This is a genomic window from Deinococcus radiotolerans, assembly GCF_014647435.1.
GTDB classification, from domain to species: Bacteria; Deinococcota; Deinococci; order Deinococcales; family Deinococcaceae; genus Deinococcus; species Deinococcus radiotolerans.
Map to the genome: position 1 here is coordinate 1 of NZ_BMPE01000019.1, position 21616 is coordinate 21616.

Consider the following 21616-nt stretch of genomic DNA (forward strand, 5'->3'; position numbering starts at 1 on the left):
ATGCTGCCCGCCTCGCTTGAGGCTCAGAAAAGATACAGGTCCTACCTGAATCTGTCAACTCCCCTGCCCAGAGTCTCACTTGATCAATGCGCAGAAGGCCCCCACACCAGTCTCCAGACAGCAAAAATGGAGAGGCGCGGCCTCTCCACTTTCTGCCGCTGCGGACCCTCAGCGCTGAATCAGGACCGTCTCCTGCACCTTCAACCCCTGCGCCAGTGCGTCCGCCGCGTGCTGCCGCGCGCCCTGAAGGTCATGGTTACGGTAATTTCCACACTCCAGTTCGCTGACGCCGGGAATGGACCGGTCATGAGCCGCTGTGTCCCGCAGCGCCGCCTCGAAAGCACGCAGCACGCCCTGCTCGTCCGGCTCGCCGATCACGGCCATGTACATGCCCGTACGGCAACCCATTGGCGAGACGTCAACGACATCACTCAGGTGGTCGCGCAGGTACCCGGCCAGCAGGTGCTCCAGGGTGTGCAGGGCCGCCGGTTCAATCTCAGCCTGGTTGGGCTGAAGAAGCCGGAGGTCGTACTTGCTGATCGAGTCGCCGCGCGGAGTGGTCTTCACACCGGCCAGACGGATGTAAGGAGCGCGGACCTTGGTGTGATCCAGATCGAAGGATTCGACGTTCGCCATACCCCTGATTGTGCCGCTTTCTGCTGGGCGCAACCGGGATGCGCAGCGCACTCCTATAGATAGAGAGCACACGCCCCAAGGACTGCGCGAAGGCACGTCGCCTTCGCACCGCCCGGGACACCTTCATATACTGCGCGTCGTGCCCACCCTGTCTGATCACCCGCGCCGCGTGCCCGCGTGGCTTCCCCTTCTGCTTGCCGCGCTGCTGATCGTTGCGGATCAGGCCCTAAAAGCCTGGGCACTGGCGAACCTCCAGGAGAACGCGCCCGCGCAGCCGTTCATCCCCGGACTGATCGACTGGGTCCTGGTCTTCAACACCGGCGCCGCGTGGAGCATGTTCAGTGGCAGCGCTGCGCCACTCGCACTGGGCCGACTGCTGATCGGGCTGGGCATCCTGGTGTACCTCTTTGTGCGGCCTCAGCCTCGCCTGCTGAGCGTGACGCTGAGCATGATCGCCGCCGGAGCCATCGGGAACGCCATTGATGGTCTGCGGCAGGGCCGGGTGACAGACATGATCCACTCGCCCGTGCTGAGCAGCGTCACGCAGGCCCTGAACGCGGGAAGCTTCCCGATCTTCAACCTGGCGGATTCCTGCGTGGTGCTGGGCACCATTCTGCTGGTCGTCGCCAGCTTCATCGGGGATCGCCGCAAGCCCCGCATCTGACCTGAACGCCGCCCCTATGACAGCCGCCGCCTCATCTCGGGGCGGCGGCTGTCATGCCGAATGTCCAGAGGGACGTAAAAAGCCTGCCGCCCCCGACCGGTCAGGCTGGGGGCGGCAGAGGGTCCTGATCGGGGATCAGGCAACGGCCTTACGGCACTTGCTGCACACGCGCAGGCGGAGGCTGACGCCACCGCGGGTGACCGTCAGGGGCTGCAGGTTGGGCTTCTGAACACGCTTGGTGACACCCGTGACCTTACGACCCACACCGCCCGCAGCGCGGGCCTTACCGCGGCGGATGACCGAGTTCACCACGATCGGCCCCTTCCCGCACACTTCGCACACTTTCGCCATGATGACTCTCCTTCTTGAGCCTGATTTTTACTTCTGGGCCGGGGGGGTACCCGTTCTGGGTGCCGTGCCGCGCCGGTCCATATCAGACAAGCCGTCCGAATGTAGCACACCGGGAGCGCTGGAGGCAAAGCCCTCCACCGACGTCCCCCTGCCCAGGCGCCAGACATGAGAAACCGGACGGGCACGCGACCCGTCCGGAGAGGAATAGCTGTTGTTAGCGAAGAACGCGCAGCGCCTTCAGGATGGCGATCAGCACCACACTGCCCAGCACGCCCCACACGATGCTCCAGAAGCTGAAGCCGTTGCCTGCCACGTCTGCGCCGCCGATGTTCAGCCAGCTGCCGAAGATCGCCTGGGCGAGGAGGCTGCCCACGATACCGATCAGGATGTTGGCGATGGCGCCCTGCTGAGCGTCGGTTTTCATGATCAGGCTCGCGAGCCAGCCGCACAGTGCACCAACCAGAATAGTAATGATCCAACCCATGATTTCTACCTCCATTTATTTGCTACTTGCGGGGATTCAACGATTCTTGCGTTCGCGGTGAACCGTTCGTTGTGAACGCAGCATGCGACCCGTCCAAAAGCCCGATTGTGGAGACTCGTACTTTCTCAAGAGCGGTTGAAGATGGGATGGATGTCCCGCAAACCCGGCCTAAGGAAAGCAGGCCTGGACACACTGTTTGGCACTCATATCTGACCTGACCCGCAAGACAGTTCAGCCCTTCACGGCTCAAATTGTCTTACCTCACTGCCGCCTTTGGCGGCCCGGCTGGGTAGCATGGCGGGCACACGGAGGCCTTCATCCCATGCCCGCAACCCCATCCCCATCTACACCGCGTCCATTCACGGTGCGCGCCCCGGCCAGCAGCGCCAACCTGGGGCCCGGCTTTGACAGCCTGGGCCTGAGCGTGCCCCTCTACACCACGCTGCGCGTCACGCCGCAGGCAACCACGCAGGTCGTGCCACTGGGCGCCGAACTGGAAGGCACGCCCGCCGACGAGAGCAATTACGTGTACCGCGCCATGCAGCTCGCGGCGAAGCGTGCCGGACGGCCCCTGCCCCCCGCCCGGATTGACATTGAGACGGAGGTGCCCCTGGCCCGCGGGCTGGGCAGCAGCGCCGCGGCGCTGGTCGCCGGGATCGTCGCCGGGAACGAACTGCTGGGCCGCCCCCTGGACGATGAAACGGTGCTGGACGTCGCCGCGCGCGAGGAAGGCCATCCGGACAACGTCGCCCCGGCCCTGTTCGGCGGGATCGTCGTGGCGACGCTGGATAAGCTGGGCACCCACTACGTCCGCCTGGACCCACCCGCGCACCTGGGCGTGACCGTGCTGATCCCGGACTTCGAGCTGAGCACCAGCAAGGCCCGCGCCGTGCTGCCCAAGGAGTACAGCCGCGCGGACGCCGTGCACGCCCTCTCACACGCGGCGCTGCTGGCCGCGGCACTCTCGCAGGGCCGCCTGGACCTGCTGCGGCACGCCATGCAGGACTACATTCACCAGATCTGGCGTGCGCCCCTGGTCCCCGGCCTGAGTGACATTCTGGAAGAAGCCTGGAAGCACGGCGCCCTGGGCGCGGCCCTCAGTGGCGCGGGGCCCACCGTGCTGTGCTTCCACGACACCCGCGAGCCCACCGCACCCCTGCACACGTACCTGCACAGCGTCATGAAACGCAACGGCCTGGAAGGCCGCGTGCTGGACTTCCCTATTGACGCGGCGGGCACACTGATCGAACGGGCGTAGGTCACTCATCAGCACGCGCGCCGCCGCCTGTCTCTGAAGCGGCGCGCGCAGGCCACCGACAGCACAAAAGAACAGCGCCGGAGTGATCTCTCACTCCGGCGCTTCTGCTGGTCGAGGCGGCGAGATTTGAACTCACGACCCCTACCACCCCAAGGTAGTGCGCTACCAGGCTGCGCTACGCCTCGACATCCAGCCCCAAAACTATAGGGGGCGTTCCGGATTCCGTCAAGGCCATGCCGGGCTGTCGGGACGCGCTTTGTATCTACCGGTGCGGGGTAGCTATCCTGCCGGACATGACCCTGACTTTTGACGAGAAGCTGCGCACCTACGCGCGTCTGGCGGTGCGGGTGGGCCTGGGCGTGAAGCCTGGGCAGCGCGTGCTGGTGCAGGCCCCGGTGGAGACGGCGCAGCTGGCGCGGCTGGTGGTGCGCGAGGCGTACGCGGCGGGCGCGAGCTTCGTGGACGTGCGCTGGGACGATGACGACGTGCAGCTGGCGCGCTTCGAGCTGGCGCCGGACGGGACGTTCGAGCAGATCAGCCGCTGGCGCGTGGACGCCGAGATCGAGACGGCCGAGGCCGGCGGCGCGGTGATCGCTATCCGCGCGACGAACCCGAACCTGCTGGGCAGCGTGGACCCCGAGCGCGTGGCGACCCATCAGCGGACCGTGGCCGCGTACCGCCGCCCGTACACCGCGCAGGTCATGACCAACCGCCTGAACTGGAACCTGATCAGCGCGCCCGTGAGCGGCTGGGCGCAGCTGATGTTCCCCGACGCGAGCGCAGAGCAGGCCGTCGCTCAGCAGTGGGACGCGATCTTCGCCGCGACCCGCGCCGATCAGGCCGACGCGGTGGAGCGCTGGGAGGCGCACCTCGCGGACCTGAAGCGCCGCCGCGACCTGCTGACCGGCAAGCAGTACGCCGCGCTGCACTTCCAGGGCGGCGGGACGGACCTGACGGTGGGCCTCGCGGACGATCACGTGTGGGGCGGCGGCGCGGCCGACACGCCCGGCGGGATCACCTTCACGGCGAACATCCCCACCGAGGAGGTCTGGACGGCCCCGCACCGCGAGCGGGTGAACGGCACAGTGGTCAGCACCAAGCCGCTGTCGTACAACGGCACGCTGATCGACGGCATCCGCATCGAGTTCAAGGACGGCCGGATCAGCGGCGCGAGCGCCGAGAAGGGCGAGGGGGCGCTGCTGAAGATGATCGAGACGGACGAGGGCAGCCACCGCCTGGGCGAGGTGGCCCTGGTGCCGCACTCCAGCCCCATCAGCCGCTCGGGCCTGTTCTTCTTCAACACCCTGTACGACGAGAACGCCGCCTCGCACATCGCCATCGGCAGCGCGTACCGCTTCAACGTGAAAGGCGGCGTGGACATGAGCCTAGAGGACTTCAACGCCAAGGGCGGCAACGACAGCCTCACGCACGTGGACTGGATGATCGGCAGTGACCGCATTGACGTGGACGGCATCACGAAGGACGGCCAGCGCGAGGCCGTGATGCGCGCGGGCGAGTTCGTGATCTGAGCGCAGGCAGCAGGCGGGGCGGAGGCTACCTGGCGCCTCCGCTCCGCCTGTTGTCCCGGTTCAGGGCCGCAGGTCGTCCTCGTCCACCAAGAAGTCCACGGCGCCACTACCGATCTCGTAGTACGCGCCGATCACGCGGATCTTCCCGGCCGCCTCTGCCTCGCGGATGACCGGCTCGTCGCGCAGCAGGCTCACCTGATAACGGACGTTGTTTAGCACCGCCTCGCGCATGCGGGCCTTCTTGTCGCGGATGGTCGGCATGTCCTGCAGGCTGGGCTGGATGCGGCGGATCAGGTTCTGGAGGTGATGCGGTTCCTCCTGCACCTGGGCTTCCGGCAGCAGGGCCGCCGCGACCGCCCCGCAGGCCTCGTGGCCCATCACGACCACCAGGTGCACGTCCAGGTGGCGGATGGCGTACTCCAGGGTGCCCAGCCCGGCCTCACCGACTACGTTCCCGGCGACGCGCACCACGAACAGCTGCCCCAGGCCCTGATCGAACACCAGTTCGACCGGCACGCGGCTGTCGCTGCACGCGAGGATCGCGGCGTAGGGCGTCTGCCCCATGATCTGCGCGCGGCGTTCGTTGGCGCTCATCTCGGGCCGGGTGGCCTGCCCGCCGAAGAAGCGGGCGTTCCCGTCCTTGAGGGCCTGGATGGCCGCGTCGGGCGTGGCGACGTCCGACTGCTTGATGTCGGCAATGTCGGCCATGCTGGCCCCACGGCGAATGGCGTCCAGGATGCGGCGCTCGAGGTCGGCAGCGATCGGCGGGGCGGCGTCGTCCATGCGCGGCATGCTAGCGCCCGGCCCGCGGCGGCCGCTGAACCCCGTCCAGTCACCCCGCCCGGCCGCTAGGGGCGGCGCCGCGGCCTCTGTGGCTATGCTGTCCAGGTGGATACGCTGACCGAGCTGCTCGAACGCTACGCGACCCTGCGCGACACGATCCTGGGCCTGGAAGCCGAGCGCGATGAACTGGGCGCGCAGATCAAGGCAGCGCTGCTGGACGGGGAACACGCCGAGACCGACCTGTACCGCGCAACCCTGAAAGCCTCGCGGCGCGTGGAATACCCCCTGGACCGTTTCCGGGAGGTATTCGGGGACGCCGCCGCGCTGGAGGTCGCCTCTATTGACCGCAGGCGCGCCGATGCCCTGGCGAAGGCCGGGGATCTGGACGGCGAGCAGCTGCGTGAACTGGCGGTCGTGAAGGAGACGCAGGCGCTGGTGCTGCAACCCAAGACCCGCTGAGCGGCGCCGGGCCCGGCGGTGACACGCGCCTGACCGGCCGGGGACGCGGACCTGACAGGCGCGCCGCAGGCTGGGTGCATGACGCTGCCTGCCCTGCATCCGCTGCTGAATCCGGACCTGCCTCCTCACCGGCAGGTGCCCAGCGACGCGTTCATCTGGACGGGCGCGGGCCTGTGGCTGGGGCGCGGGGAGGCCTTCACGCCCACCGCGCACATCTGGACGGAACGGGAGGTGCGGCAGGCCCGCCTGAGTGGCGCCCAGAGCGCACTGGACCGCCTGACGCGGTAGCACCAGAGCGAACAAGGGCGACCCCGGTCCTGAAACCGGAGCCGCCCTGTGACGGTCATGAAAAAAGCATTGCCGGTGAGCAGCGGCACCCGCGAATCATCCCTTATGGCTGCTGCCTTCCGGCCCTGACCAGGTTCAGGCGTTCACGCTGCGCTGCGCCAGCAATGCGTCCCAGACCATAGCACACCCGCTGGGCCGCTGCGTGGCCCCACGCAGGCACAAAGAAGAAGCGCCGGAATCCGAAGATCCGGCGCTGTCTGGTGCTCGGGATGGGACTTGAACCCACACAGCTAAGCTACACGCCCCTCAAACGTGCGCGTCTACCAATTCCGCCACCCGAGCATTGGGTGAGAGGCGAAAGCAATACTAGGGGTGAAGCCCGGCCGTGTCAAGCTGATCCCTTGCGTGGGGGCGCGGACGTGCTATGCTCGCGTTTGCCGTCGTGACGCGGTCAGGCCCCGGGCACACCGGTTTTTTCCTGGCTGACACGCACGGGACACCACAACAAGAGAGGTTTCACACATGATCGACAAGAAACAGACCATCCAGAGCCACGCCAAGCACGGCGCCGACACCGGCAGCACTGCCGTCCAGATCGCCCTGCTGACCGAGCGCATCAACAACCTGTCGGTCCACCTGACCGCCAACAAGAAGGACAAGCACGGTCAGCGCGGCCTGCAGCTGCTGAACGGTCAGCGCCGCCGCCTGCTGAAGTACCTGGAGCGCACCAGCTACGACGAGTACATCGCCCTGACGGATCAGCTGAAGATCCGCCGCGGCCAGCGCATCGTCCGCTAAGACGCGCCCCGCAGACCGCCGCCCCCCGAACGGGATGGGCGGCGGTTTTCTGTTACCGCCCGTCCGTGCCGGGCTGGCCGCGGTCCGGCACGTCGCGCCAGTCACCGCTGGGCACCACGCTCGCGCCAGGCTGCCGCAGGCGGTCCGGGCGGGCGTACACGTACACCCAGGCCGTCACGTCCTCTCCCCCGTCCAGGGTGAGCGGCGCGAGCTCGCGGGTGTAGAGGGGCGGCGTGTCGTGCAGGCCCTCCAGGTCGTCCAGGCCGGGCAGGGCCGCCGCCCACGCCTGGGGGGTGTAGCTCAGGACGGCGCCGCGCACCGCGCCGTGCGCCGGGCCGCGCGTCAGGGCCGGGTACCCTTCCGGGTGCAGGTGATGCAGCGTGAACCCGCGCAGCGTGGCTGCCTGGGCGGTGAAGCCGCGCGCGGCGACGTGGGCGTTGCGCTCGCCGGGGAGCAGGGTGCCGTACACGAACACTCGGGTCACGGACACGTCGGCAGGATCGGTCATGTCCGGACTGTAGCGGGGCGCGGCGGGCCCCGGACAGGCCCTGTCTGCGGCGCCGCCTACAGCCGCTGACCCTGCGGCTGGTGGTAGTACACGCGGCCGATCACGCTGGCCTCCTCCGGCCGCACGGGCGGGTGGTCGGGGTTGTCGCTGGACAGCCACAGCTGATCGCTGTAGCGGCGCAGGCGCTTGACGGTCAGGCCCAGGCCCGGCACGTGCAGGACGTACACGCGGCCCTCGCGCAGGTCGAGGTCGCCGGGGTCGACGTACACGCGGTCGCCGGGGCGCAGGCCGCCGGAGTCGGTGGTCATGGAGTCTCCCTGCACCTGGAGCACCAGCATGCCGGGGCGGTGGTCGCGCAGCGGCACGAGTTCGTAGTCGATGACGCTGGCGTGATCTTCTGCCGTGGGCAGGCCGGCGCTGGCGAGCGCGCGGACGGGCACGCGGATGAGTTCCATGCTGCCCAGTAGGTCCTCGCGCGGTTCGGGCGCGAGGGGGCGCAGGCCGGTGCGGGCAGTCCATTCGCTGAGGGTGATGTTCAGGGCGCGGCGCAGCGCGTCCTGCCGCACGGCGGTCAGGGCGCCCAGGGCCCGTTCCCCGCGTTCCAGGCGGCTGAGGTAGGGCTGCGTGATCCGGCCCTGCGGCCCGCCGAGCGCCCCGGTGCGGTCACTGAGTTCGTGCTGGCCGAGGCCCAGCGCCTGACGCTGCTGCCGCAACCATCCCGAGAGGTCGCTGGAGTCCGTAGCGGAGGGGGGGGTCATGTGGCGAGTGTACCGGGTGAGTGATGCCTGGATTGAGGCTCCATGACTTGCTTTATGTCTACAGACATATTATGCTCAGGACAGACCACATGGTCTCCGGTTCGTACGTTCCCCGGCCCGGCTGGAGGTCCCGTCATGCCCGACCCGTCCCCCCTCACCCCCACGCTGCGTGACCTGCTGCCCCTGCTCCTCCTGAGTTTCAGCGCCGGTAGCCTGACCCAGCTCACGCGGCTGCTCGCCCGACCCGGCCGGCCCCGCCTGCGTCCCACCCTGGCCCTGGCTACCGCCGCCGGCATCGCGGCGCTGACGGTCAGCGCCCTCACCTGCGCCGCACTCCCACACCCCGCACCGGCCCTGCTGCTCGCCCTGGCCTGCGTGACCGGCTGGAGCGGCCCCGGCATCCTGGCCCGCCTGGGCGGCCTGGTCGAGCGTCAACTGGGCCTGCACGACCCCGCCACAGCCCCTAGCCACCCGCCTGACCGCTGACCCAGGAGTCCTCCGGACAGCCCCCGCCAACGGTCCTGAAACCCTCTGAAGTTTCGCCTCCTGGCCCCACGACTGACCGGACGGACCAATGGAGAGTTCCGCCACAGCCGCCCCGCACGCCCACCCGCACAATGACGCATGAACCTCAAGCGCGCGCCGGGCGACCACGCCCGCCCTGCCCTGTTCGCCCCGCTGCTCACGCTGCTGCTGGGCACCCTGCCGGTCACGCAGGCCCAGACGGCCCCCAGCGCGGCCCCACCGGCCACCCCGCAGGAGCGCCGGGTCAAGAGCGCCGCGCCCCTGAGCGCCGCCGAGCAGGCCACCCTGCAGGCCCTGGTCAGCCGCGTGCGGCCCGCGACCGTACGCATTGAGCAGTGCGTCCCTACCCGCTGTGACAACCCGGACGGCATCGGGTCCGGCGTGCTGATCAGCGCGGACGGCCTGATCCTCACCGCGTACCACGTGATCAACGGCGCGCGCGACCTGAGCGTGCAGCTGCTCAGCAAGACCCGCTACCCCGCGCAGGTGATCGGGTACAACGACCAGGACGACTTGGCGCTGCTGCGCGTGAATGTCCCGGCCGGCACGCCCTTCCTGCCGCTGGCCGCCGCGAAGCCCGCCGTGGGCGACACGGCCCTGGCCATCGGGAACGGGAACGGGGCGTTCCTGACCTCCAAGACCGGGCGCCTGCTGGGCCTGGACAGTGACCCGGGCCGCGCGGACTTCCCCCCGGGCACCCTGGAACTGAACGCGCCCCTGATCCCCGGGGACAGTGGCGGCCCGGTTGTGAACACCAGGGGCGAGGTGACCGGCATCGTGAGTTACATCAGCCTGGCGCCCGGCAGCGGCCCACGCTCGTACGCAGTGCCCGTGACGCTCAGCGACCCGCGCGTGGCGGCCCTGAAGCGTGGTGAGAAGCGGGACGCGCCCATCATCGGGATTGGGCTGGACGGCGTGTTCTCGGACCTGTTCTACCTGCCCAGCGAGGGCTTCAAGGAGCTGACGAAACTGCTGTCGCTGGGTGAGACGCCGGGCGCGTTCTTCACCAGTGTGCGGCGGGGCAGTCCCGCCGCGCAGGCGGGCCTGAAGCCCCTCATCCTGAATGCCGCCTCCAAGCGGGTGTCCGGGGACATCGTGACGGCGGTGAACGGCAAGCGCATCGTGAACTTCGCGGAGTTCCAGTACGCCGTGCGCGCCTTCCAGCCGGGCGACACCGTAACCCTGAGCGTCCTGCGGGACGGCAAACCGCTGGAAGTGAAACTGACCCTGGTGGGGCGCAGCACCCTGAGCAACTGAGCGTTCCGGGGAGACGAGACGGCCGGGGTGATGTGCCCCGGCCTTCATATTGTCGTAATAGGTCTTGACAATTCTGCTTTTAACAGAATAATGCGGATTATGGACACCCTGAAAAAAGCCGGAGCCATGCTGGCCCACCTCGACCTCTTCCACCAGATGCTCGACCTGCGCGGCCTGCTGCAACTCGCCGCCCACATGGAGGAACGCGGCGACCGCGTCACCCTGATCAGCCCCCAGACCATCACCCTGATCGGACAGGACATGCACAGCGACGCCACCGTTACCACCAGCAAGGGCGCCACCATCCAGGCCCCCACCGCCTACCGCGTCCTGCACAGCCTCAAGGGCCACGAGGCTCCCGAGTACGCCGTCACCCGCGAGGAGCTCGCCGCGCTGAACGCCCGCGCCGTCACCGAACTTGAAAGCAGCGACGCCCTGCGCGCCTTCGACGCCACCCTGGCCCGCATCAGCGCCCCCACCGACACGGCCGAGCGCCCCACCCGCACCCGCCGCGCCCCCGACGCCGAGGCCGCCCCCACCGAACAACCCGCCGCCTGAACCCCCACACCACACAGACGCGCCCACCCTGCCCGCTCACGCGCGGCAGGGTGTTTCACGGCCCGCACCCGCCGCCCAGGACGGCGCTGCGGGCCTCATCAGCTGAGCTTCACCCACACCCGCTAGCCTGACCCCCGTGAAGCGCGGCCTCCTGCTCCCCACCCTGCTCGTCCTGAGCACCGCCCACGCGCAGCCCACCCCGGACCCCCTGAGCGGCGGAGACTACGCGCAGGCCTACGCGGCCGCGCAGGCGGCCGGGGACGCCGTGACCGCCAGCCGCGCCGCCGCCGCCATGACCGAATACCGCGCCGGAAGCCGAGACTGGACCACCCGCGCCGTGCAGGCCGCCCGTCAGGCCACCGCCGCCCACCCCAGCGACCCGGACGCGCAGCTTGCGCTGGGCAGCGCCCTGGGCCTCCAGGCCCGCGCCGGCGGCTACACCCTGGGCGCCCTGAGCACCGCGCAGCAGGCCCGCGCCGCCCTGGACCGCGCCCTGAACCTCGCGCCGGACCGGGCCGACATCCAGGCGGTGCTGGCCGAATGGCACGCCGGCGCCTGGGCCAAAGCCGGCATCTTCAGCGGCGGCAACCAGGAGCGCGCCCGCAGCCTGGCCACCGCCGCCGCCCGCCGCGCCCCGGACAGCGTGTTCGTGCAGGCCCACGCCGGCATTGCCCTGAGCCTGATCAGGGACCCGCAGGCCCGGCCCCTCCTGAACCGCGCCGTCAACCTGGACGCGCCCACCGCCCTGACCCGCGACCTTCAGGCCCAGGCAAAACGCGTTCTGGACAGCCTGAAACCATAAGCGGAAGCCTGAGTGAAGCGCTAATAACGATCCTCAGCGCCGGTCCCACCACGTCGCCGCGCGGGTGCCGGGCAACAGGGGCACGTCCAGCGCGTGTCCAGCGCGCTCTGCCAGCGCCTGCGCTTCCGCCTGCGCGCGGCCCTCACCCAGCCAGCCGCTCCAGTACGCGCGCAGCACACCAGTCACCAGGGCCAGCGGTACACGCCCGGCCGGCTGCACCGGCTGGTACAGCAGGTCCAGGTCCGTCAGCGGGCCGCCATCCGGGCCACCCACCGGCTGCCAGTACGGCACATCCACGGTCCGCAGGCCCAGCGCGTGCAGCGCCGCGCGCCGCTGCGCAGGGTCCACGCCGGTCGCGGCCTCCACCGCGCGGTCCTCGGCACTCTGGCGGCCCGGGTGAACGCTGTCGGCGAACATGCCCGCCAGGCCCGCCGCCTGAACCACGCACAGGGTCTCGCCGTGCAGGGCGCGGCCCACACCCATGCCCCGCGCGGCGCGCGTGACCGCCATGAACGAGTTGAAGCCCGCCCCGCGCAGCTCGCCGGGCAGGGGCAGCAGGGCGTACAGGGTGCCGCCCAGCACCTCGCCACCCGGGGTCTGCGCGACCAGCAGCCGGTCCTCGCGCTGCGGGCTGCGGCGCGTGATCAGGTGCGAGAAGACCTCCGGGGGAATCAGCATGTCCGGCGCGTAGTAGCTGGCCTCCTGCACCCGCCCGAACGCGGCAATGGCCGGGTCATCGGGGTCGGTCACGTGCCGCAGCGTGAAGGTCAGGCTCGTCATGCCGCCCAGGGTAGGAGAGTGAGGCGCGGGGCACTGCAAGTTCCGCCCGCATTGCTGGTCAGCTTCGCGCCGGGCCACCGGGCGCGGCCTGTATAACTGAAAGTCATGACCCCCACCGACCTGCTGACGACCCTGGTGACCGAACTGGGCTGGAACCTCGCCGTGTGGCTGCCCACCCTGCTGATCAGCCTGCTGTTCATCCGCGCGGTGCTGGGCGTGCGGGTCCGCGAACTGATCACCGAGATCGAGGAGCACCAGACGGCCGCGATCGGCGCGGTGTTCTTCTGGGTGTCGCTGGGCTTCAGCCTGCTCCTGAGCCGCACCATCGCCAGCCCCGTCCCCGACGGCGGCACCTGGACCGAGGCGTTCACGTGGCTGGCCGTGGCCATCATCGTGACGCTGCTGCTGTTCACGCTGGGCGTCCTGGCCGTGTTCGGCAGCCTCGCCCGCCGTAAGGGTGAGGGCGTGCTGCGTTACATCCGCCGCGAGATGCGCGAGGAGCACAACCTGGCCCTGTCGTTCATCATGGGCGCGCTGTTCCTGGTGCCGGCCGTCGTCACGTACCACGTCACGCTGTAAATCACCCTGCGCCCCACGCCCCCGGAGCGGCGGTTCCGGGGGCGTGAACTGTCGTCAGGGTCGGGCGGCCCGTCCCCGCACCCCGCTATGCTGGGCGGCATGACGGCCCCCGACTCCAGTCCTCCCACCGCCGGTGACAGCGCGCCGCGCGTGGCCCCGAACTTCATCACCGAGATCATCGAACGCGACCTGCAGAGTGGGAAGTACCCGCAGGTCGTGACGCGCTTCCCGCCGGAACCCAGCGGGTACGCGCACCTGGGGCACATCTTCGCGTCGTTCCTGGATTTCCAGACGGCCGCGCAGTACGGCGGGCGCTACCACCTGCGCATGGACGACACCAACCCGGAACTCGCGACGCAGGAGTACGCGGACGCCATCGCGGACGACCTGCGCTGGCTGGGCTGGGACTGGGGCGAGCACCTGTACTACGCCAGCGACCACTTCGAGCAGTACTACGCGTACGCCGAGCAGCTAGTAAAGCAGGGCGACGCGTACGTGGATTCCGTGACGGGGGACGAGATGAAGCGCCTGCGCGGCGACGCCCGCACGCCCGGCACGCCCAGCCCCTACCGGGACCGCACGCCCGAGGAGAATCTGGACCTGCTGCGCCGCATGCGCGCCGGGGAGTTCGCGGACGGCGCGCACGTGCTACGCGCGAAGATCGACCTGAGCAGCCCGAACATGAAGCTGCGTGACCCGGTGCTGTACCGCATCCTGCGCGGGCATCACTACCGCGCGGGGGACGCGTGGTGCATCTACCCCATGTACGACTTCCAGCACCCGCTGCAGGACGCGCTTGAGGGCGTGACGCACTCGATGTGCAGCCTGGAGTTCGTGGACAACCGCGCCATCTACGACTGGCTGATGGAACGCCTGGGCTTCAGCCCGCGACCGCACCAGTACGAGTTCGGGCGACGCGGCCTGGAGTACACCATTACGAGTAAGCGCAAGCTGCGCAAGCTCGTGGAGGCCGGAAAGGTGCACGGCTGGGATGACCCGCGCATGCCTACCCTGCGCGCGCAGCGCCGCCTGGGCGTCACGCCGGAGGCCGTGCGGGCCTTCGCGGCGGAGATCGGCGTGAGCCGCACGAACCGCACCGTGGACCTCAGCGTGTACGAGAACGCCGTGCGCAGCGACCTGAACCACCGCGCGCCGCGCGTGATGGCGGTCCTGGAACCGCTGCCCGTCACCCTGGAGAACCTGACCGAGGCGCAGACGCTGAGTCTTCCCTACTGGCCGTTCGACGTGGTGCGTGACTCGCCCGACGGGCTGGTCGCCCTGCCCACCGGGGAGCGCGTGGCGCCCGAGGCTGCGGTACGCGACGTGCCGCTGACCCGCGACCTCGTCATCGAACGCGACGACTTCAACCCCGAGCCGCCCAAAGGCTTCAAACGCCTCACGCCGGGCGGCACGGTGCGGCTGCGCGGGGCGGGCATCATCCGCGCCGACCGCTTCGACATGAATGACAGCGGGCAGGTCACGCGCGTGTACGCCACGCTGCTGGGCGAGGACGCCAAGGCGGGCGGCGTGATCCACTGGGTCAGCGCCGAGCAGGGCGTGCCCGCCGAGTTCCGCCTGTACGACCGTCTGTTCCGCGTACCCAACCCCGAGGCCGCCAACCCCGAGGACGCGCAGGCCGAACCCGTCGCCCCCGACTTCAACCCTGAGGAGATCGGGCACGAGGACGAGACCAAACCCCTCGATGATGCGTTCATGGCGTTCCTGAACCCCGACAGCCTGCGCGTCACGCGCGGACTGGTGGAACCCAGCGTCACGCGCGACCCCGCAGGCACCCGCTACCAGTTCGAGCGGCAGGGCTACTTCTGGCGCGACCCGGTGGACAGCCGCGAGGACGCCCTGGTGTTCGGGCGGATCATCACCCTGAAGGACGCCTGGGCGAAAGCTGCGCAGAAGGCCGAGGCGCCCGCCAAGGCCCCCAGGCCCGCCAAGGCGCAGGCCCCGAAGACCGAGCCGACCGAGAAGGCCGCGCCCGCCGCCCTGAGCCCCGAACAGGAGAACGAGGTGATCCGCCTGACTGGTCTGGGCGTCCCGGACGCCGAGGCCCGCACCCTCGCGCGTGACGCCGCGCTGCTGGCCTTCCTCGGTGGGGCCGCGCAGGACAGCACCTTCGCGCAGGTCGCCAGCTGGGCCGCGAACGACCTCGCGCCGGGCCTGCGCGCCGGGGAAGTCCGCGTGCAGGCCGCCGACCTCGCCCCGCTGGCCGCGCTGCTGGCCGGGAAGAAGGTCACCACCCGCGTCGCCCGCGACGTCCTGACCCGCGCCGCGCAGACCGGCGAGGCCCCCGCCGCGATCATCGAGCGCGAGAACCTCGCCGGGGGCCTCAGCGAGGACGCCCTGAACGCCGCCATCGCGCAGGTCCTGGCCGACAACGCCGACAAGGTGGACGCCTACCGGGGCGGCCGCACCGCGCTGCTGGGCTTCTTCACTGGGCAGGTCATGCGCGCCACCGGCGGCAAGGCCGACCCCGCCACGCTGAACGCCGCCCTCCAGGCCGCACTGAACGGCTGAGCCGCACCACATCCGGTGTTCCCGGCCTTCCGTTTCAGGGAGGCCGGGTCTGTTTTAATGACCCCCATGTCTGACGTGACCCCCGCCGACCTGCCCCGTGACCTGGGCTTCGCCATGCCCGCCGAGTGGGCCGAGCACGCCGCCACCTGGATGAGCTGGCCCGCCGACGACGACCTGTGGTTCGGGCACCTGGAGGGCGTGCGCGCCGAGTTCGCCGAGCTGGTACGCACCATCGCCCGCTTCGAGCCGGTGCAGCTGCTCGTGCGGGACGAGGAGAGCAGCGCCGACGCCCGCGCGCGGCTGGGCGGCGCGGACGTGACCTTCCACGACGTGCCGCTGGACGACGTGTGGATGCGCGACAACGGCCCCATCTTCGTCAAACGTGGCGGGGATCTGGCGCTGGTGGACTGGAAATTCAACTCCTGGGGCGGGAAGTTCAACTGGTCGAACGACGACCGCGTGCCCGAGTACATCGCCGGGCAGCTGGGCACGCACCGCTGGGCGCAGCCGTTCGTGCTCGAAGGCGGCGGGCTGGAGGTGAACGGCCGCGGCGTGGGCCTGACCACCCGGTCGTGCTTCCTGACCGACACCCGCAACCCCGGCCTGACCGAGGAAGGCTATGCGTTCCTGCTGGCCGACACGCTGGGCGTACGCAAACTGCTGTGGCTGGACGGCGGGCTGGAGAACGACCACACCGACGGGCACATCGACACCATCACCCGCTTCACGGACGAGCGGACCATCGTCACCAGCGTCGAGCCGAACCCCGAGGATCCCAACCACGCGGTCATGGCGAAGAACCTCGCGGACCTGCGGGCCATGACCGACCAGGACGGCCAGCCCTTCCGTATCGTGGAGCTGCCCCTGCCCGCCACCTACCTGGAGGGCGCGGAGGGGCGCCTGCCGCCCACGTACGCGAACTTCTACATGGGGAATGGGTTCGTGGTCGTCCCGCAGTACGGCGACCCGAACGACGCCCGCGCCCTGGAGGTCCTGACACCGCTGTTCCCCGGGCGCGAAGTGATTGGCCTGAGCAGCCGCGCGATCATCGAGGGCGGCGGCAGCTTCCACTGCGTGACGCAGCAGCAGCCCGCCGGGACGCCCTGGATGCAGGACGCCTGAGGCGTGCCGTTCCAGCCGCTGCCGGAGGATCAGCCGAGCTGCACCGTGGCGTGCCCCGCGTGCGGGCACCGCTGGCTGGTGTACGAGCAGCAGCTGGGCCTGCTGGGCTCCTGCCCGGCCTGCGGTGGCGCGCGGCCCCGGTACATGGGGAGCGTGGCGCCGGGCAGTGGGCGGCAGGTGTCGTTCGGCACTTTCCGCGCCCTGCTGGATGAGCCGCGTCTGCTGGATCTGATCGGGCAGGCGCTGGGGCTGCACCCGACAGGCGCGGAGCGCTTCGCGGACAGTCAGGGCCGCGAGGTGCCGCTGGAGGATGTTCACTACGCCCTCCAGGGGAACGCAGAGTGGCAGGGGCAGGTCTACAACCTCCACATGAGCCGCGCCCGCTGAGCGCGCGTGCCAGATTGACGGCGTGACCGACCTTGACCTTGGCGGCGGGTACTCGGCCCGCTCGATCTCGCTGGAGGCGTACCGGGCAGCGTGTGCGCGGCTGGAGGACCGGATCTTCGGCGGCACGTCCCTGTACGCGTTCGACCCACCGCAGCGGACGGCCCCGCCGCTGGGCCCCTCATGGAACTGGGGCGTGTACCACGGCGCGGACCTGATCGGCTGGCATCACGCGCACGCGCTGGACGAGCAGACCGCGTACATGGCCGACACGGGCCTGCTGCCCGAGCATCAGGGACGTGGGGTATACACGCGGCTGCTGCCGCACCTGCTGGCCACCTTCCGCGCGGCGGGGTTCGCGCTCGTCAAGAGCCACCACCGCGCGACGAACAACGCTGTGATCCTCCCCAAGCTGCGCGCCGGGTTTCACCTTCAGGGCCTGAACGCGTACGAGGGCGGCGTGAATGCCGCGTTGACCCTCAGCCTGGACGGCACGTACGGGGAGGCGATGCACGTCCGCAGCGGCTTCCGGCCGCCCAGCGGTGAGGCGGCGCGGCGCCTGGGGCTGCCTGACCGGCCCGCCCCTGCACCGGTCCCGGCTCCCAGCCTCTCCCTCCCGCCGGAAGCGGAGAGCGGCGTGGACCTGGGGGGCGGGTACAGCCTGCACCGCGTGCCCACCGCCACGTACCGCGAGGTGTACGCGCAACTGGAGGCCGCCGCGTACGGGACGGACTCGTTCGACTGGGGCGACCGTGAATCCGCCCCTGCGCCGCGCGGCCCGCTGTGGAGCTGGCTGATCGGTTACGAGGGTCAGGTGGCCGGGTGGCAGGCCAGCCGAGCGTGGGACCCGCGCACGGCGTACATGGTGAACACCGCGCTGCTGCCCGCGCACCGGGGCCGGGGCGTGTACACCCGCCTGCTGCCCGTGATCCTGGAGGCCCTGCGCGCCGAGGGCTACGCGCTGGTGCGCAGCCACCACCACCTGACGAACAACGCCGTGATCATCCCGAAGCTGCGCGCAGGCTTCCGCTTTCAGGGCGTGCAGATCGACGAGCACGGCGTGATGGCAGTGCTGCTCCTCAGCTTCGACCAGGGGTACGCGGCGTACATGGACCGCCGCAGTGGCCTGACCCGCTGAGGGGCCGCGGTAGACGGCGCGCAGCACCGGCAGAGGCCGGGGTGGTGTACTGCCGGTATGACCTTTCCTGATCCGGACCGGTACGCGCGCCTGCCCTACCGCCGCGCGGGCCGCAGCGGCCTGCAGCTCCCGGTGGTGTCGCTGGGCCTGTGGCACAACTTCGGTGGCGTGGACCGCCTGGAAACCATGCGCGAGATGCTGAGGACCGCGTTCGACGGCGGCGTCACGCACTTCGACCTGGCGAACAACTACGGCCCGCCCCCCGGCAGCGCCGAAAGCAACCTGGGACAGCTGCTGCGGCAGGACTTCGCGCCGTACCGGGACGAGCTGATCATCTCCACGAAGGCCGGGTACACCATGTGGCCCGGCCCGTACGGCGACTGGGGCAGCCGCAAGTACCTGCTGAGCAGCCTGGACGCCAGCCTCAGGAGGCTGGGCCTGCCGTACGTGGACGTCTTCTACCACCACCGGCCCGACCCGAACACGCCGCTGGAGGAGACGATGGGCGCCCTTGATCACGCGGTGCGCAGCGGGCGGGCGCTGTACGTGGGCCTGAGCAACTACCCGGCGGACCTGACCCGGCAGGCGGCGCAGATCCTGCGGGCGCTGGGTACGCCCTGCGTGCTGCACCAGCCCAAATACAGCCTGTTCGAGCGGGGTGTGGAGGGCGGCCTGCTGGACGCCGCGCGGGACGAGGGGATCGGCGTGATCGCGTTCAGCCCGCTGGCGCAGGGCCTGCTGACCGGCAAGTACCTGGGCGGCATTCCCGGGGATTCCCGCGCGGCGGGCGGCGGCTTCCTGAAGCCCGAGCACGTCACCGAGGAACGCCTGACCCGGGTGCGCGCCCTGAACGATCTGGCCGCCGCGCGGGGGCAGACGCTGGCGCAGCTGGCGCTGGCGTGGGTGCTGCGCCACCCCGAGATGACGAGCGCCCTGATCGGCGCCAGCCGGCCCGCGCAGATCACGGACGCGCTGGGCGCGCTGAACGCCGGGCCGCTCCGCGCGGACGAACTGGACCGGATCGAGGTGATCCTGCGCGGGGAAGCCGCGCCGTGACGGTGATCAGGCGCGGCGGGGTGGGCGGTTCTTCGCGCGTTTGATCGTGCCGATCCCCGCCTCGCTGGTCAGCACAGTGCGGTACAGCGTCCACCACTCGCGCGCCTTGTCCGCCTCGCGGGTGAGGGTCTCGAAGCGGTAATACGCGGCCTCGCCGGTCGGGAGGACGAACGTGGGCGTGCCGAACACGCCCACCTCGCGCGCGGCGTCCAGCTCGGCGCGCAGCTCGGCGCGGCGGGCGTCCTCCTCGGCCAGGGCGGCCGCGAAGGCTGCCTGATCCAGACCCGCCTCCTGCGCGGCGACGTGAATGGCGGCGTCACTCAGGGGCTCCCTGCGCTCGTGGTGCGCGCGGAACAGGGCCAGCGTGAACGCCCAGTGTGCCGCCTCGCCCTGAAGGGCCGCCGCGTGGGACGCCAGGAACGCGCGCAGGCTGGGCGTCTGGTACTTCATATACCCCTCGCCCTCCGGGGCGTCCAGCGTCTGCTCCGTGATCCGCCACGTCAGGTCCCTGGCGTTGTCCGCGTGGTTGCCCTCCACCAGCGAGAAGTGCCGCAGGGTGAAGTCCTCGCCCTCCGCGCGCAACACCGCGGCGAGTTCCACGCCACGCCAGGCGTAGGGGCACAGGAAATCGAAGTACAGCTCGGTCGCTTGGGTCATGCGGGGCACCGTACACCCGCGCACCGCCCGGCAAACGTCACGCGGGCTGCACTCCACCCAGCGGGCCAGCCTCCACGGCCTCCACCTCGGCGACCGCCCCGGCGACCAGCACCGCGTCCCCGGCGCGCAGGACGTCCTCGGCGCGGCTGCGCAGCGGCTGCCCGTCCCGCCAGATCGCCACGACCAGCGCGCCCGTCTCACGGCCCAGGTCCGCCACCGTGCGGCCCACCAGGGCGGGCGGCACACTCAGCTCGCGGATCGTGAAGTGCTCGCTGATCACGTCCCCGCTCAGCAGGCGGCTCAGGCGCGGCGCGAGCATCATCGCCGCGATCCGGTTCCCGCTCAGCTGGTACGGATTCACGACCTCGTCCGCCCCGGCGCGGCGCATCTTGCGGGCTGCGGACTCGTCACTGGCCCGCGCGATCACCCGCACGCCCGGGTTCAATCCCCTGGCGGACAGCACCACGTACAGGTTGCTGGGATCGCTGTTGATCACCGTGACCAGCGACGCCGCCCGCTCGATGCCCGCGCGGCGCAGCACGTCCTCGTCGGTCGCGTCCCCGACCAGGGTGTGCAGCCCCTGCGTCTGCGCCCACTCCAGGTGCTCCGGGCGGTGGTCAATCACGACCACCTCGCGCCGCGCGCCCCGCAGCGCCACGCTGACCGCCTCGCCCACCTGCCCGTACCCGCACACGATCGTGTGATCCTTCAAACCCATGATCCTCCTCTCCCGCCGCCGCCGCGCCGCGCCCGGGTCCGTCACGGTCCGCAGCATCGTCTCGGCCAGCAGCGTCAGCAGGTACAGCATCAACCCGATCCCCACCAGCATCAGCACCACGCTGAACACCTTGCCGTCCGCGTGCAGGTCGCCCGGCGTGCCGTACCCCACGGTCGTCAGGGTCATGGCCGTCATGAACAGGCAGTCCAGCCACGACCAGCCCTCCAGCACCCGGTAGCCCACCGTGCCCGACACCACCAGCCCCGCGATCAGGGCCAGCAGCACGGCGGGGCGGCGGGTCATGCCTCAAGTGTAGGCGCGCAGCGGTCCGGTCAGCGGGTGATCGCGCTGAACATGAGATAGGCCGTGCCGGCGCTCAGCACCGCCCCGAAAGCCCCCAGCAGCCAGCGCATCCAGGACCGGTATGGCGGCACGTCCAGTCGGGCTTCAAGGAGGCCGCGCCGGTTCAATTTCCTACCAGGATCCATGCGCACGGTCAGCGGCGTCCCGATCGGCACGAGCGCCTGCGCCGCCCGCAGCGCCGCGCGGTCCCCCTGGTCATCCAGGTCGCACAGGGGCGGACGGGGCTGCGGACGGGGCAGCATCACGGCGTTCAGGGCCCGGGGCTGCACCTCCGCCACGCGGCCACCGGGCAGGTCCAGGGTCACGGCGACCCGCGCCGAACTGTTCCCACTGAGCCACCAGCCCAGCCCGAACCCCTGCACCACCCGGTGGCCGGTCACGACACCGTCCTCCAGCGGCCAGGTGCCGGTCCACTGCTCCGGGCGGGCGCGCAGGCCCATCCAAATCAGCCACAGGCCTGCCGCGACCATCGCCACCCCACCGGGAATGTTCAGTGAAAGCCACACGGCTCGGGGCAGCAGGTCCCGACTCAGCGCGCCGTACACCACCAGCAGGATGAAGCCCAGGCCCTTCAGGTCACGCAGCAGAAATCGCGGCACGCCTCAGGGTACGCGGTGCGGTGCGCGGGGTTC

General features: G+C 70.3%; 26 protein-coding genes, 2 tRNA genes and 1 other RNA gene. 16 read left to right on the forward strand and 13 right to left on the reverse strand.

Annotation, left to right across the window (positions count from 1 at the left end):
* Window positions 1–168: 168 nt before the first annotated feature.
* Complete coding sequence (locus IEY63_RS18285) at window positions 169–636, reverse strand: S-ribosylhomocysteine lyase (protein ID WP_189070434.1); 468 nt, start codon at window positions 634–636, stop codon at window positions 169–171.
* A gap of 130 nt (window positions 637–766) precedes the next feature.
* Here IEY63_RS18285 and lspA point away from each other — a divergent pair, with 130 nt between their 5' ends.
* Window positions 767–1300, forward strand: a complete 534-nt coding sequence (gene lspA / locus IEY63_RS18290; protein WP_373290936.1) for a signal peptidase II — start codon at window positions 767–769, stop codon at window positions 1298–1300.
* A 135-nt stretch (window positions 1301–1435) separates the two neighbouring features.
* Here the strand turns inward: lspA and rpmB are convergent, their stop codons facing one another.
* Both rpmB and IEY63_RS18300 read right to left on the reverse strand, forming a co-directional pair.
* Complete coding sequence (gene rpmB / locus IEY63_RS18295; protein WP_046843794.1) at window positions 1436–1651, reverse strand: 50S ribosomal protein L28; 216 nt, start codon at window positions 1649–1651, stop codon at window positions 1436–1438.
* Between the two features lie 214 nt (window positions 1652–1865).
* Complete coding sequence (locus IEY63_RS18300) at window positions 1866–2135, reverse strand: GlsB/YeaQ/YmgE family stress response membrane protein (RefSeq protein ID WP_189070435.1); 270 nt, start codon at window positions 2133–2135, stop codon at window positions 1866–1868.
* A gap of 322 nt (window positions 2136–2457) precedes the next feature.
* On the opposite strand from IEY63_RS18300, the gene thrB reads away from it, so the two are divergent.
* Window positions 2458–3393 carry a homoserine kinase gene (gene thrB, locus IEY63_RS18305; RefSeq protein ID WP_189070436.1) on the forward strand — a complete coding sequence of 312 codons (936 nt, stop codon included), beginning with the start codon at window positions 2458–2460 and terminating at the stop codon, window positions 3391–3393.
* 108 nt (window positions 3394–3501) lie between these two features.
* On the opposite strand, the gene IEY63_RS18310 is transcribed toward thrB, so the two are convergent.
* Window positions 3502–3578: transfer RNA gene (locus tag IEY63_RS18310), tRNA-Pro, on the reverse strand.
* Between the two features lie 108 nt (window positions 3579–3686).
* On the opposite strand from IEY63_RS18310, the gene IEY63_RS18315 reads away from it, so the two are divergent.
* A complete protein-coding gene (locus tag IEY63_RS18315) occupies window positions 3687–4922 on the forward strand; it encodes an aminopeptidase (RefSeq protein ID WP_189070437.1) in 1236 nt (411 codons plus the stop codon).
* A 60-nt stretch (window positions 4923–4982) separates the two neighbouring features.
* On the opposite strand, the gene IEY63_RS18320 is transcribed toward IEY63_RS18315, so the two are convergent.
* Complete coding sequence (locus IEY63_RS18320) at window positions 4983–5705, reverse strand: carbonic anhydrase (RefSeq protein WP_229784807.1); 723 nt, start codon at window positions 5703–5705, stop codon at window positions 4983–4985.
* 105 nt (window positions 5706–5810) lie between these two features.
* Between IEY63_RS18320 and IEY63_RS18325 the strand changes: the two genes are divergently transcribed.
* Window positions 5811–6164 carry a hypothetical protein gene (locus IEY63_RS18325; protein WP_189070439.1) on the forward strand — a complete coding sequence of 118 codons (354 nt, stop codon included), beginning with the start codon at window positions 5811–5813 and terminating at the stop codon, window positions 6162–6164.
* Window positions 6165–6242: 78 nt separating this feature from the next.
* Window positions 6243–6452 carry a hypothetical protein gene (locus tag IEY63_RS18330; RefSeq protein ID WP_189070440.1) on the forward strand — a complete coding sequence of 70 codons (210 nt, stop codon included), beginning with the start codon at window positions 6243–6245 and terminating at the stop codon, window positions 6450–6452.
* Between the two features lie 66 nt (window positions 6453–6518).
* Here IEY63_RS18330 and ffs read toward each other — a convergent pair.
* An RNA gene (gene ffs / locus IEY63_RS18335) (signal recognition particle sRNA small type) lies at window positions 6519–6617 on the reverse strand.
* 93 nt (window positions 6618–6710) lie between these two features.
* Window positions 6711–6794, reverse strand: a tRNA-Leu gene (locus IEY63_RS18340).
* 180 nt (window positions 6795–6974) lie between these two features.
* On the opposite strand from IEY63_RS18340, the gene rpsO reads away from it, so the two are divergent.
* Window positions 6975–7250, forward strand: coding sequence for a 30S ribosomal protein S15 (rpsO, locus tag IEY63_RS18345; RefSeq protein ID WP_189070441.1), 276 nt, complete (start codon window positions 6975–6977; stop codon window positions 7248–7250).
* Between the two features lie 52 nt (window positions 7251–7302).
* Here the strand turns inward: rpsO and IEY63_RS18350 are convergent, their stop codons facing one another.
* Window positions 7303–7758 carry a gamma-glutamylcyclotransferase family protein gene (locus tag IEY63_RS18350; RefSeq protein WP_189070442.1) on the reverse strand — a complete coding sequence of 152 codons (456 nt, stop codon included), beginning with the start codon at window positions 7756–7758 and terminating at the stop codon, window positions 7303–7305.
* A 56-nt stretch (window positions 7759–7814) separates the two neighbouring features.
* Window positions 7815–8516 carry a LexA family transcriptional regulator gene (locus IEY63_RS18355; protein ID WP_189070443.1) on the reverse strand — a complete coding sequence of 234 codons (702 nt, stop codon included), beginning with the start codon at window positions 8514–8516 and terminating at the stop codon, window positions 7815–7817.
* Between the two features lie 135 nt (window positions 8517–8651).
* Between IEY63_RS18355 and IEY63_RS18360 the strand changes: the two genes are divergently transcribed.
* The 4 genes from IEY63_RS18360 to IEY63_RS18375 all read left to right on the forward strand — a co-directional run bounded on the left by IEY63_RS18360 (window position 8652) and on the right by IEY63_RS18375 (window position 11658).
* A complete protein-coding gene (locus tag IEY63_RS18360) occupies window positions 8652–9002 on the forward strand; it encodes a hypothetical protein (RefSeq protein ID WP_189070444.1) in 351 nt (116 codons plus the stop codon).
* 138 nt (window positions 9003–9140) lie between these two features.
* Entirely contained in the window at window positions 9141–10298 is a 1158-nt protein-coding gene (locus IEY63_RS18365; RefSeq protein WP_189070445.1) for a S1C family serine protease, read from the forward strand.
* Window positions 10299–10397: 99 nt separating this feature from the next.
* The gene (locus IEY63_RS18370; RefSeq protein WP_189070446.1) at window positions 10398–10856 is read left to right on the forward strand and encodes a multidrug DMT transporter; all 459 of its coding nucleotides are present in this window, start codon (window positions 10398–10400) and stop codon (window positions 10854–10856) included.
* A gap of 136 nt (window positions 10857–10992) precedes the next feature.
* Entirely contained in the window at window positions 10993–11658 is a 666-nt protein-coding gene (locus tag IEY63_RS18375) for a hypothetical protein (RefSeq protein ID WP_189070447.1), read from the forward strand.
* A 33-nt stretch (window positions 11659–11691) separates the two neighbouring features.
* On the opposite strand, the gene IEY63_RS18380 is transcribed toward IEY63_RS18375, so the two are convergent.
* Window positions 11692–12438, reverse strand: coding sequence for a GNAT family N-acetyltransferase (locus tag IEY63_RS18380; protein ID WP_189070448.1), 747 nt, complete (start codon window positions 12436–12438; stop codon window positions 11692–11694).
* A 105-nt stretch (window positions 12439–12543) separates the two neighbouring features.
* Between IEY63_RS18380 and IEY63_RS18385 the strand changes: the two genes are divergently transcribed.
* The 6 genes from IEY63_RS18385 to IEY63_RS18410 all read left to right on the forward strand — a co-directional run bounded on the left by IEY63_RS18385 (window position 12544) and on the right by IEY63_RS18410 (window position 19246).
* Window positions 12544–13017: a DUF350 domain-containing protein gene (locus IEY63_RS18385; protein ID WP_189070449.1), complete on the forward strand. Its 474-nt coding sequence runs from the start codon at window positions 12544–12546 to the stop codon at window positions 13015–13017.
* Window positions 13018–13116: 99 nt separating this feature from the next.
* Entirely contained in the window at window positions 13117–15546 is a 2430-nt protein-coding gene (locus IEY63_RS18390) for a glutamine--tRNA ligase/YqeY domain fusion protein (RefSeq protein ID WP_189070450.1), read from the forward strand.
* Between the two features lie 66 nt (window positions 15547–15612).
* Complete coding sequence (locus tag IEY63_RS18395; RefSeq protein ID WP_189070451.1) at window positions 15613–16668, forward strand: agmatine deiminase family protein; 1056 nt, start codon at window positions 15613–15615, stop codon at window positions 16666–16668.
* Between the two features lie 3 nt (window positions 16669–16671).
* Window positions 16672–17055, forward strand: a complete 384-nt coding sequence (locus IEY63_RS18400) for a hypothetical protein (protein ID WP_189070452.1) — start codon at window positions 16672–16674, stop codon at window positions 17053–17055.
* A gap of 22 nt (window positions 17056–17077) precedes the next feature.
* Window positions 17078–18190, forward strand: coding sequence for a GNAT family N-acetyltransferase (locus tag IEY63_RS18405; RefSeq protein ID WP_229784808.1), 1113 nt, complete (start codon window positions 17078–17080; stop codon window positions 18188–18190).
* A gap of 57 nt (window positions 18191–18247) precedes the next feature.
* A complete protein-coding gene (locus IEY63_RS18410; RefSeq protein ID WP_189070453.1) occupies window positions 18248–19246 on the forward strand; it encodes an aldo/keto reductase in 999 nt (332 codons plus the stop codon).
* Window positions 19247–19252: 6 nt separating this feature from the next.
* Here the strand turns inward: IEY63_RS18410 and IEY63_RS18415 are convergent, their stop codons facing one another.
* The 3 genes from IEY63_RS18415 to IEY63_RS18425 are packed head-to-tail and all read right to left on the reverse strand — an operon-like array spanning window position 19253 to window position 21583.
* The gene (locus IEY63_RS18415; RefSeq protein WP_189070454.1) at window positions 19253–19903 is read right to left on the reverse strand and encodes a DsbA family oxidoreductase; all 651 of its coding nucleotides are present in this window, start codon (window positions 19901–19903) and stop codon (window positions 19253–19255) included.
* A 37-nt stretch (window positions 19904–19940) separates the two neighbouring features.
* Complete coding sequence (locus IEY63_RS18420; RefSeq protein ID WP_189070455.1) at window positions 19941–20924, reverse strand: potassium channel family protein; 984 nt, start codon at window positions 20922–20924, stop codon at window positions 19941–19943.
* Between the two features lie 29 nt (window positions 20925–20953).
* Window positions 20954–21583 carry a hypothetical protein gene (locus IEY63_RS18425; protein ID WP_189070456.1) on the reverse strand — a complete coding sequence of 210 codons (630 nt, stop codon included), beginning with the start codon at window positions 21581–21583 and terminating at the stop codon, window positions 20954–20956.
* Between the last annotated feature and the right edge of the window lie 33 nt (window positions 21584–21616).

What these genes read in the sequence shown, in the direction of transcription:
- IEY63_RS18285 (WP_189070434.1), bottom strand. Translation starts at nt 636, where the DNA reads ATGGCGAACGTCGAATCCTTCGATCTGGATCACACCAAGGTCCGCGCT.
- rpmB (WP_046843794.1), bottom strand. Translation starts at nt 1,651, where the DNA reads ATGGCGAAAGTGTGCGAAGTGTGCGGGAAGGGGCCGATCGTGGTGAAC.
- IEY63_RS18300 (WP_189070435.1), bottom strand. Translation starts at nt 2,135, where the DNA reads ATGGGTTGGATCATTACTATTCTGGTTGGTGCACTGTGCGGCTGGCTC.
- thrB (WP_189070436.1), top strand. Translation starts at nt 2,458, where the DNA reads ATGCCCGCAACCCCATCCCCATCTACACCGCGTCCATTCACGGTGCGC.
- IEY63_RS18315 (WP_189070437.1), top strand. Translation starts at nt 3,687, where the DNA reads ATGACCCTGACTTTTGACGAGAAGCTGCGCACCTACGCGCGTCTGGCG.
- IEY63_RS18320 (WP_229784807.1), bottom strand. Translation starts at nt 5,705, where the DNA reads ATGGACGACGCCGCCCCGCCGATCGCTGCCGACCTCGAGCGCCGCATC.
- IEY63_RS18330 (WP_189070440.1), top strand. Translation starts at nt 6,243, where the DNA reads ATGACGCTGCCTGCCCTGCATCCGCTGCTGAATCCGGACCTGCCTCCT.
- rpsO (WP_189070441.1), top strand. Translation starts at nt 6,975, where the DNA reads ATGATCGACAAGAAACAGACCATCCAGAGCCACGCCAAGCACGGCGCC.
- IEY63_RS18350 (WP_189070442.1), bottom strand. Translation starts at nt 7,758, where the DNA reads ATGACCGATCCTGCCGACGTGTCCGTGACCCGAGTGTTCGTGTACGGC.
- IEY63_RS18355 (WP_189070443.1), bottom strand. Translation starts at nt 8,516, where the DNA reads ATGACCCCCCCCTCCGCTACGGACTCCAGCGACCTCTCGGGATGGTTG.
- IEY63_RS18360 (WP_189070444.1), top strand. Translation starts at nt 8,652, where the DNA reads ATGCCCGACCCGTCCCCCCTCACCCCCACGCTGCGTGACCTGCTGCCC.
- IEY63_RS18365 (WP_189070445.1), top strand. Translation starts at nt 9,141, where the DNA reads ATGAACCTCAAGCGCGCGCCGGGCGACCACGCCCGCCCTGCCCTGTTC.
- IEY63_RS18370 (WP_189070446.1), top strand. Translation starts at nt 10,398, where the DNA reads ATGGACACCCTGAAAAAAGCCGGAGCCATGCTGGCCCACCTCGACCTC.
- IEY63_RS18380 (WP_189070448.1), bottom strand. Translation starts at nt 12,438, where the DNA reads ATGACGAGCCTGACCTTCACGCTGCGGCACGTGACCGACCCCGATGAC.
- IEY63_RS18385 (WP_189070449.1), top strand. Translation starts at nt 12,544, where the DNA reads ATGACCCCCACCGACCTGCTGACGACCCTGGTGACCGAACTGGGCTGG.
- IEY63_RS18390 (WP_189070450.1), top strand. Translation starts at nt 13,117, where the DNA reads ATGACGGCCCCCGACTCCAGTCCTCCCACCGCCGGTGACAGCGCGCCG.
- IEY63_RS18395 (WP_189070451.1), top strand. Translation starts at nt 15,613, where the DNA reads ATGTCTGACGTGACCCCCGCCGACCTGCCCCGTGACCTGGGCTTCGCC.
- IEY63_RS18410 (WP_189070453.1), top strand. Translation starts at nt 18,248, where the DNA reads ATGACCTTTCCTGATCCGGACCGGTACGCGCGCCTGCCCTACCGCCGC.
- IEY63_RS18415 (WP_189070454.1), bottom strand. Translation starts at nt 19,903, where the DNA reads ATGACCCAAGCGACCGAGCTGTACTTCGATTTCCTGTGCCCCTACGCC.
- IEY63_RS18420 (WP_189070455.1), bottom strand. Translation starts at nt 20,924, where the DNA reads ATGACCCGCCGCCCCGCCGTGCTGCTGGCCCTGATCGCGGGGCTGGTG.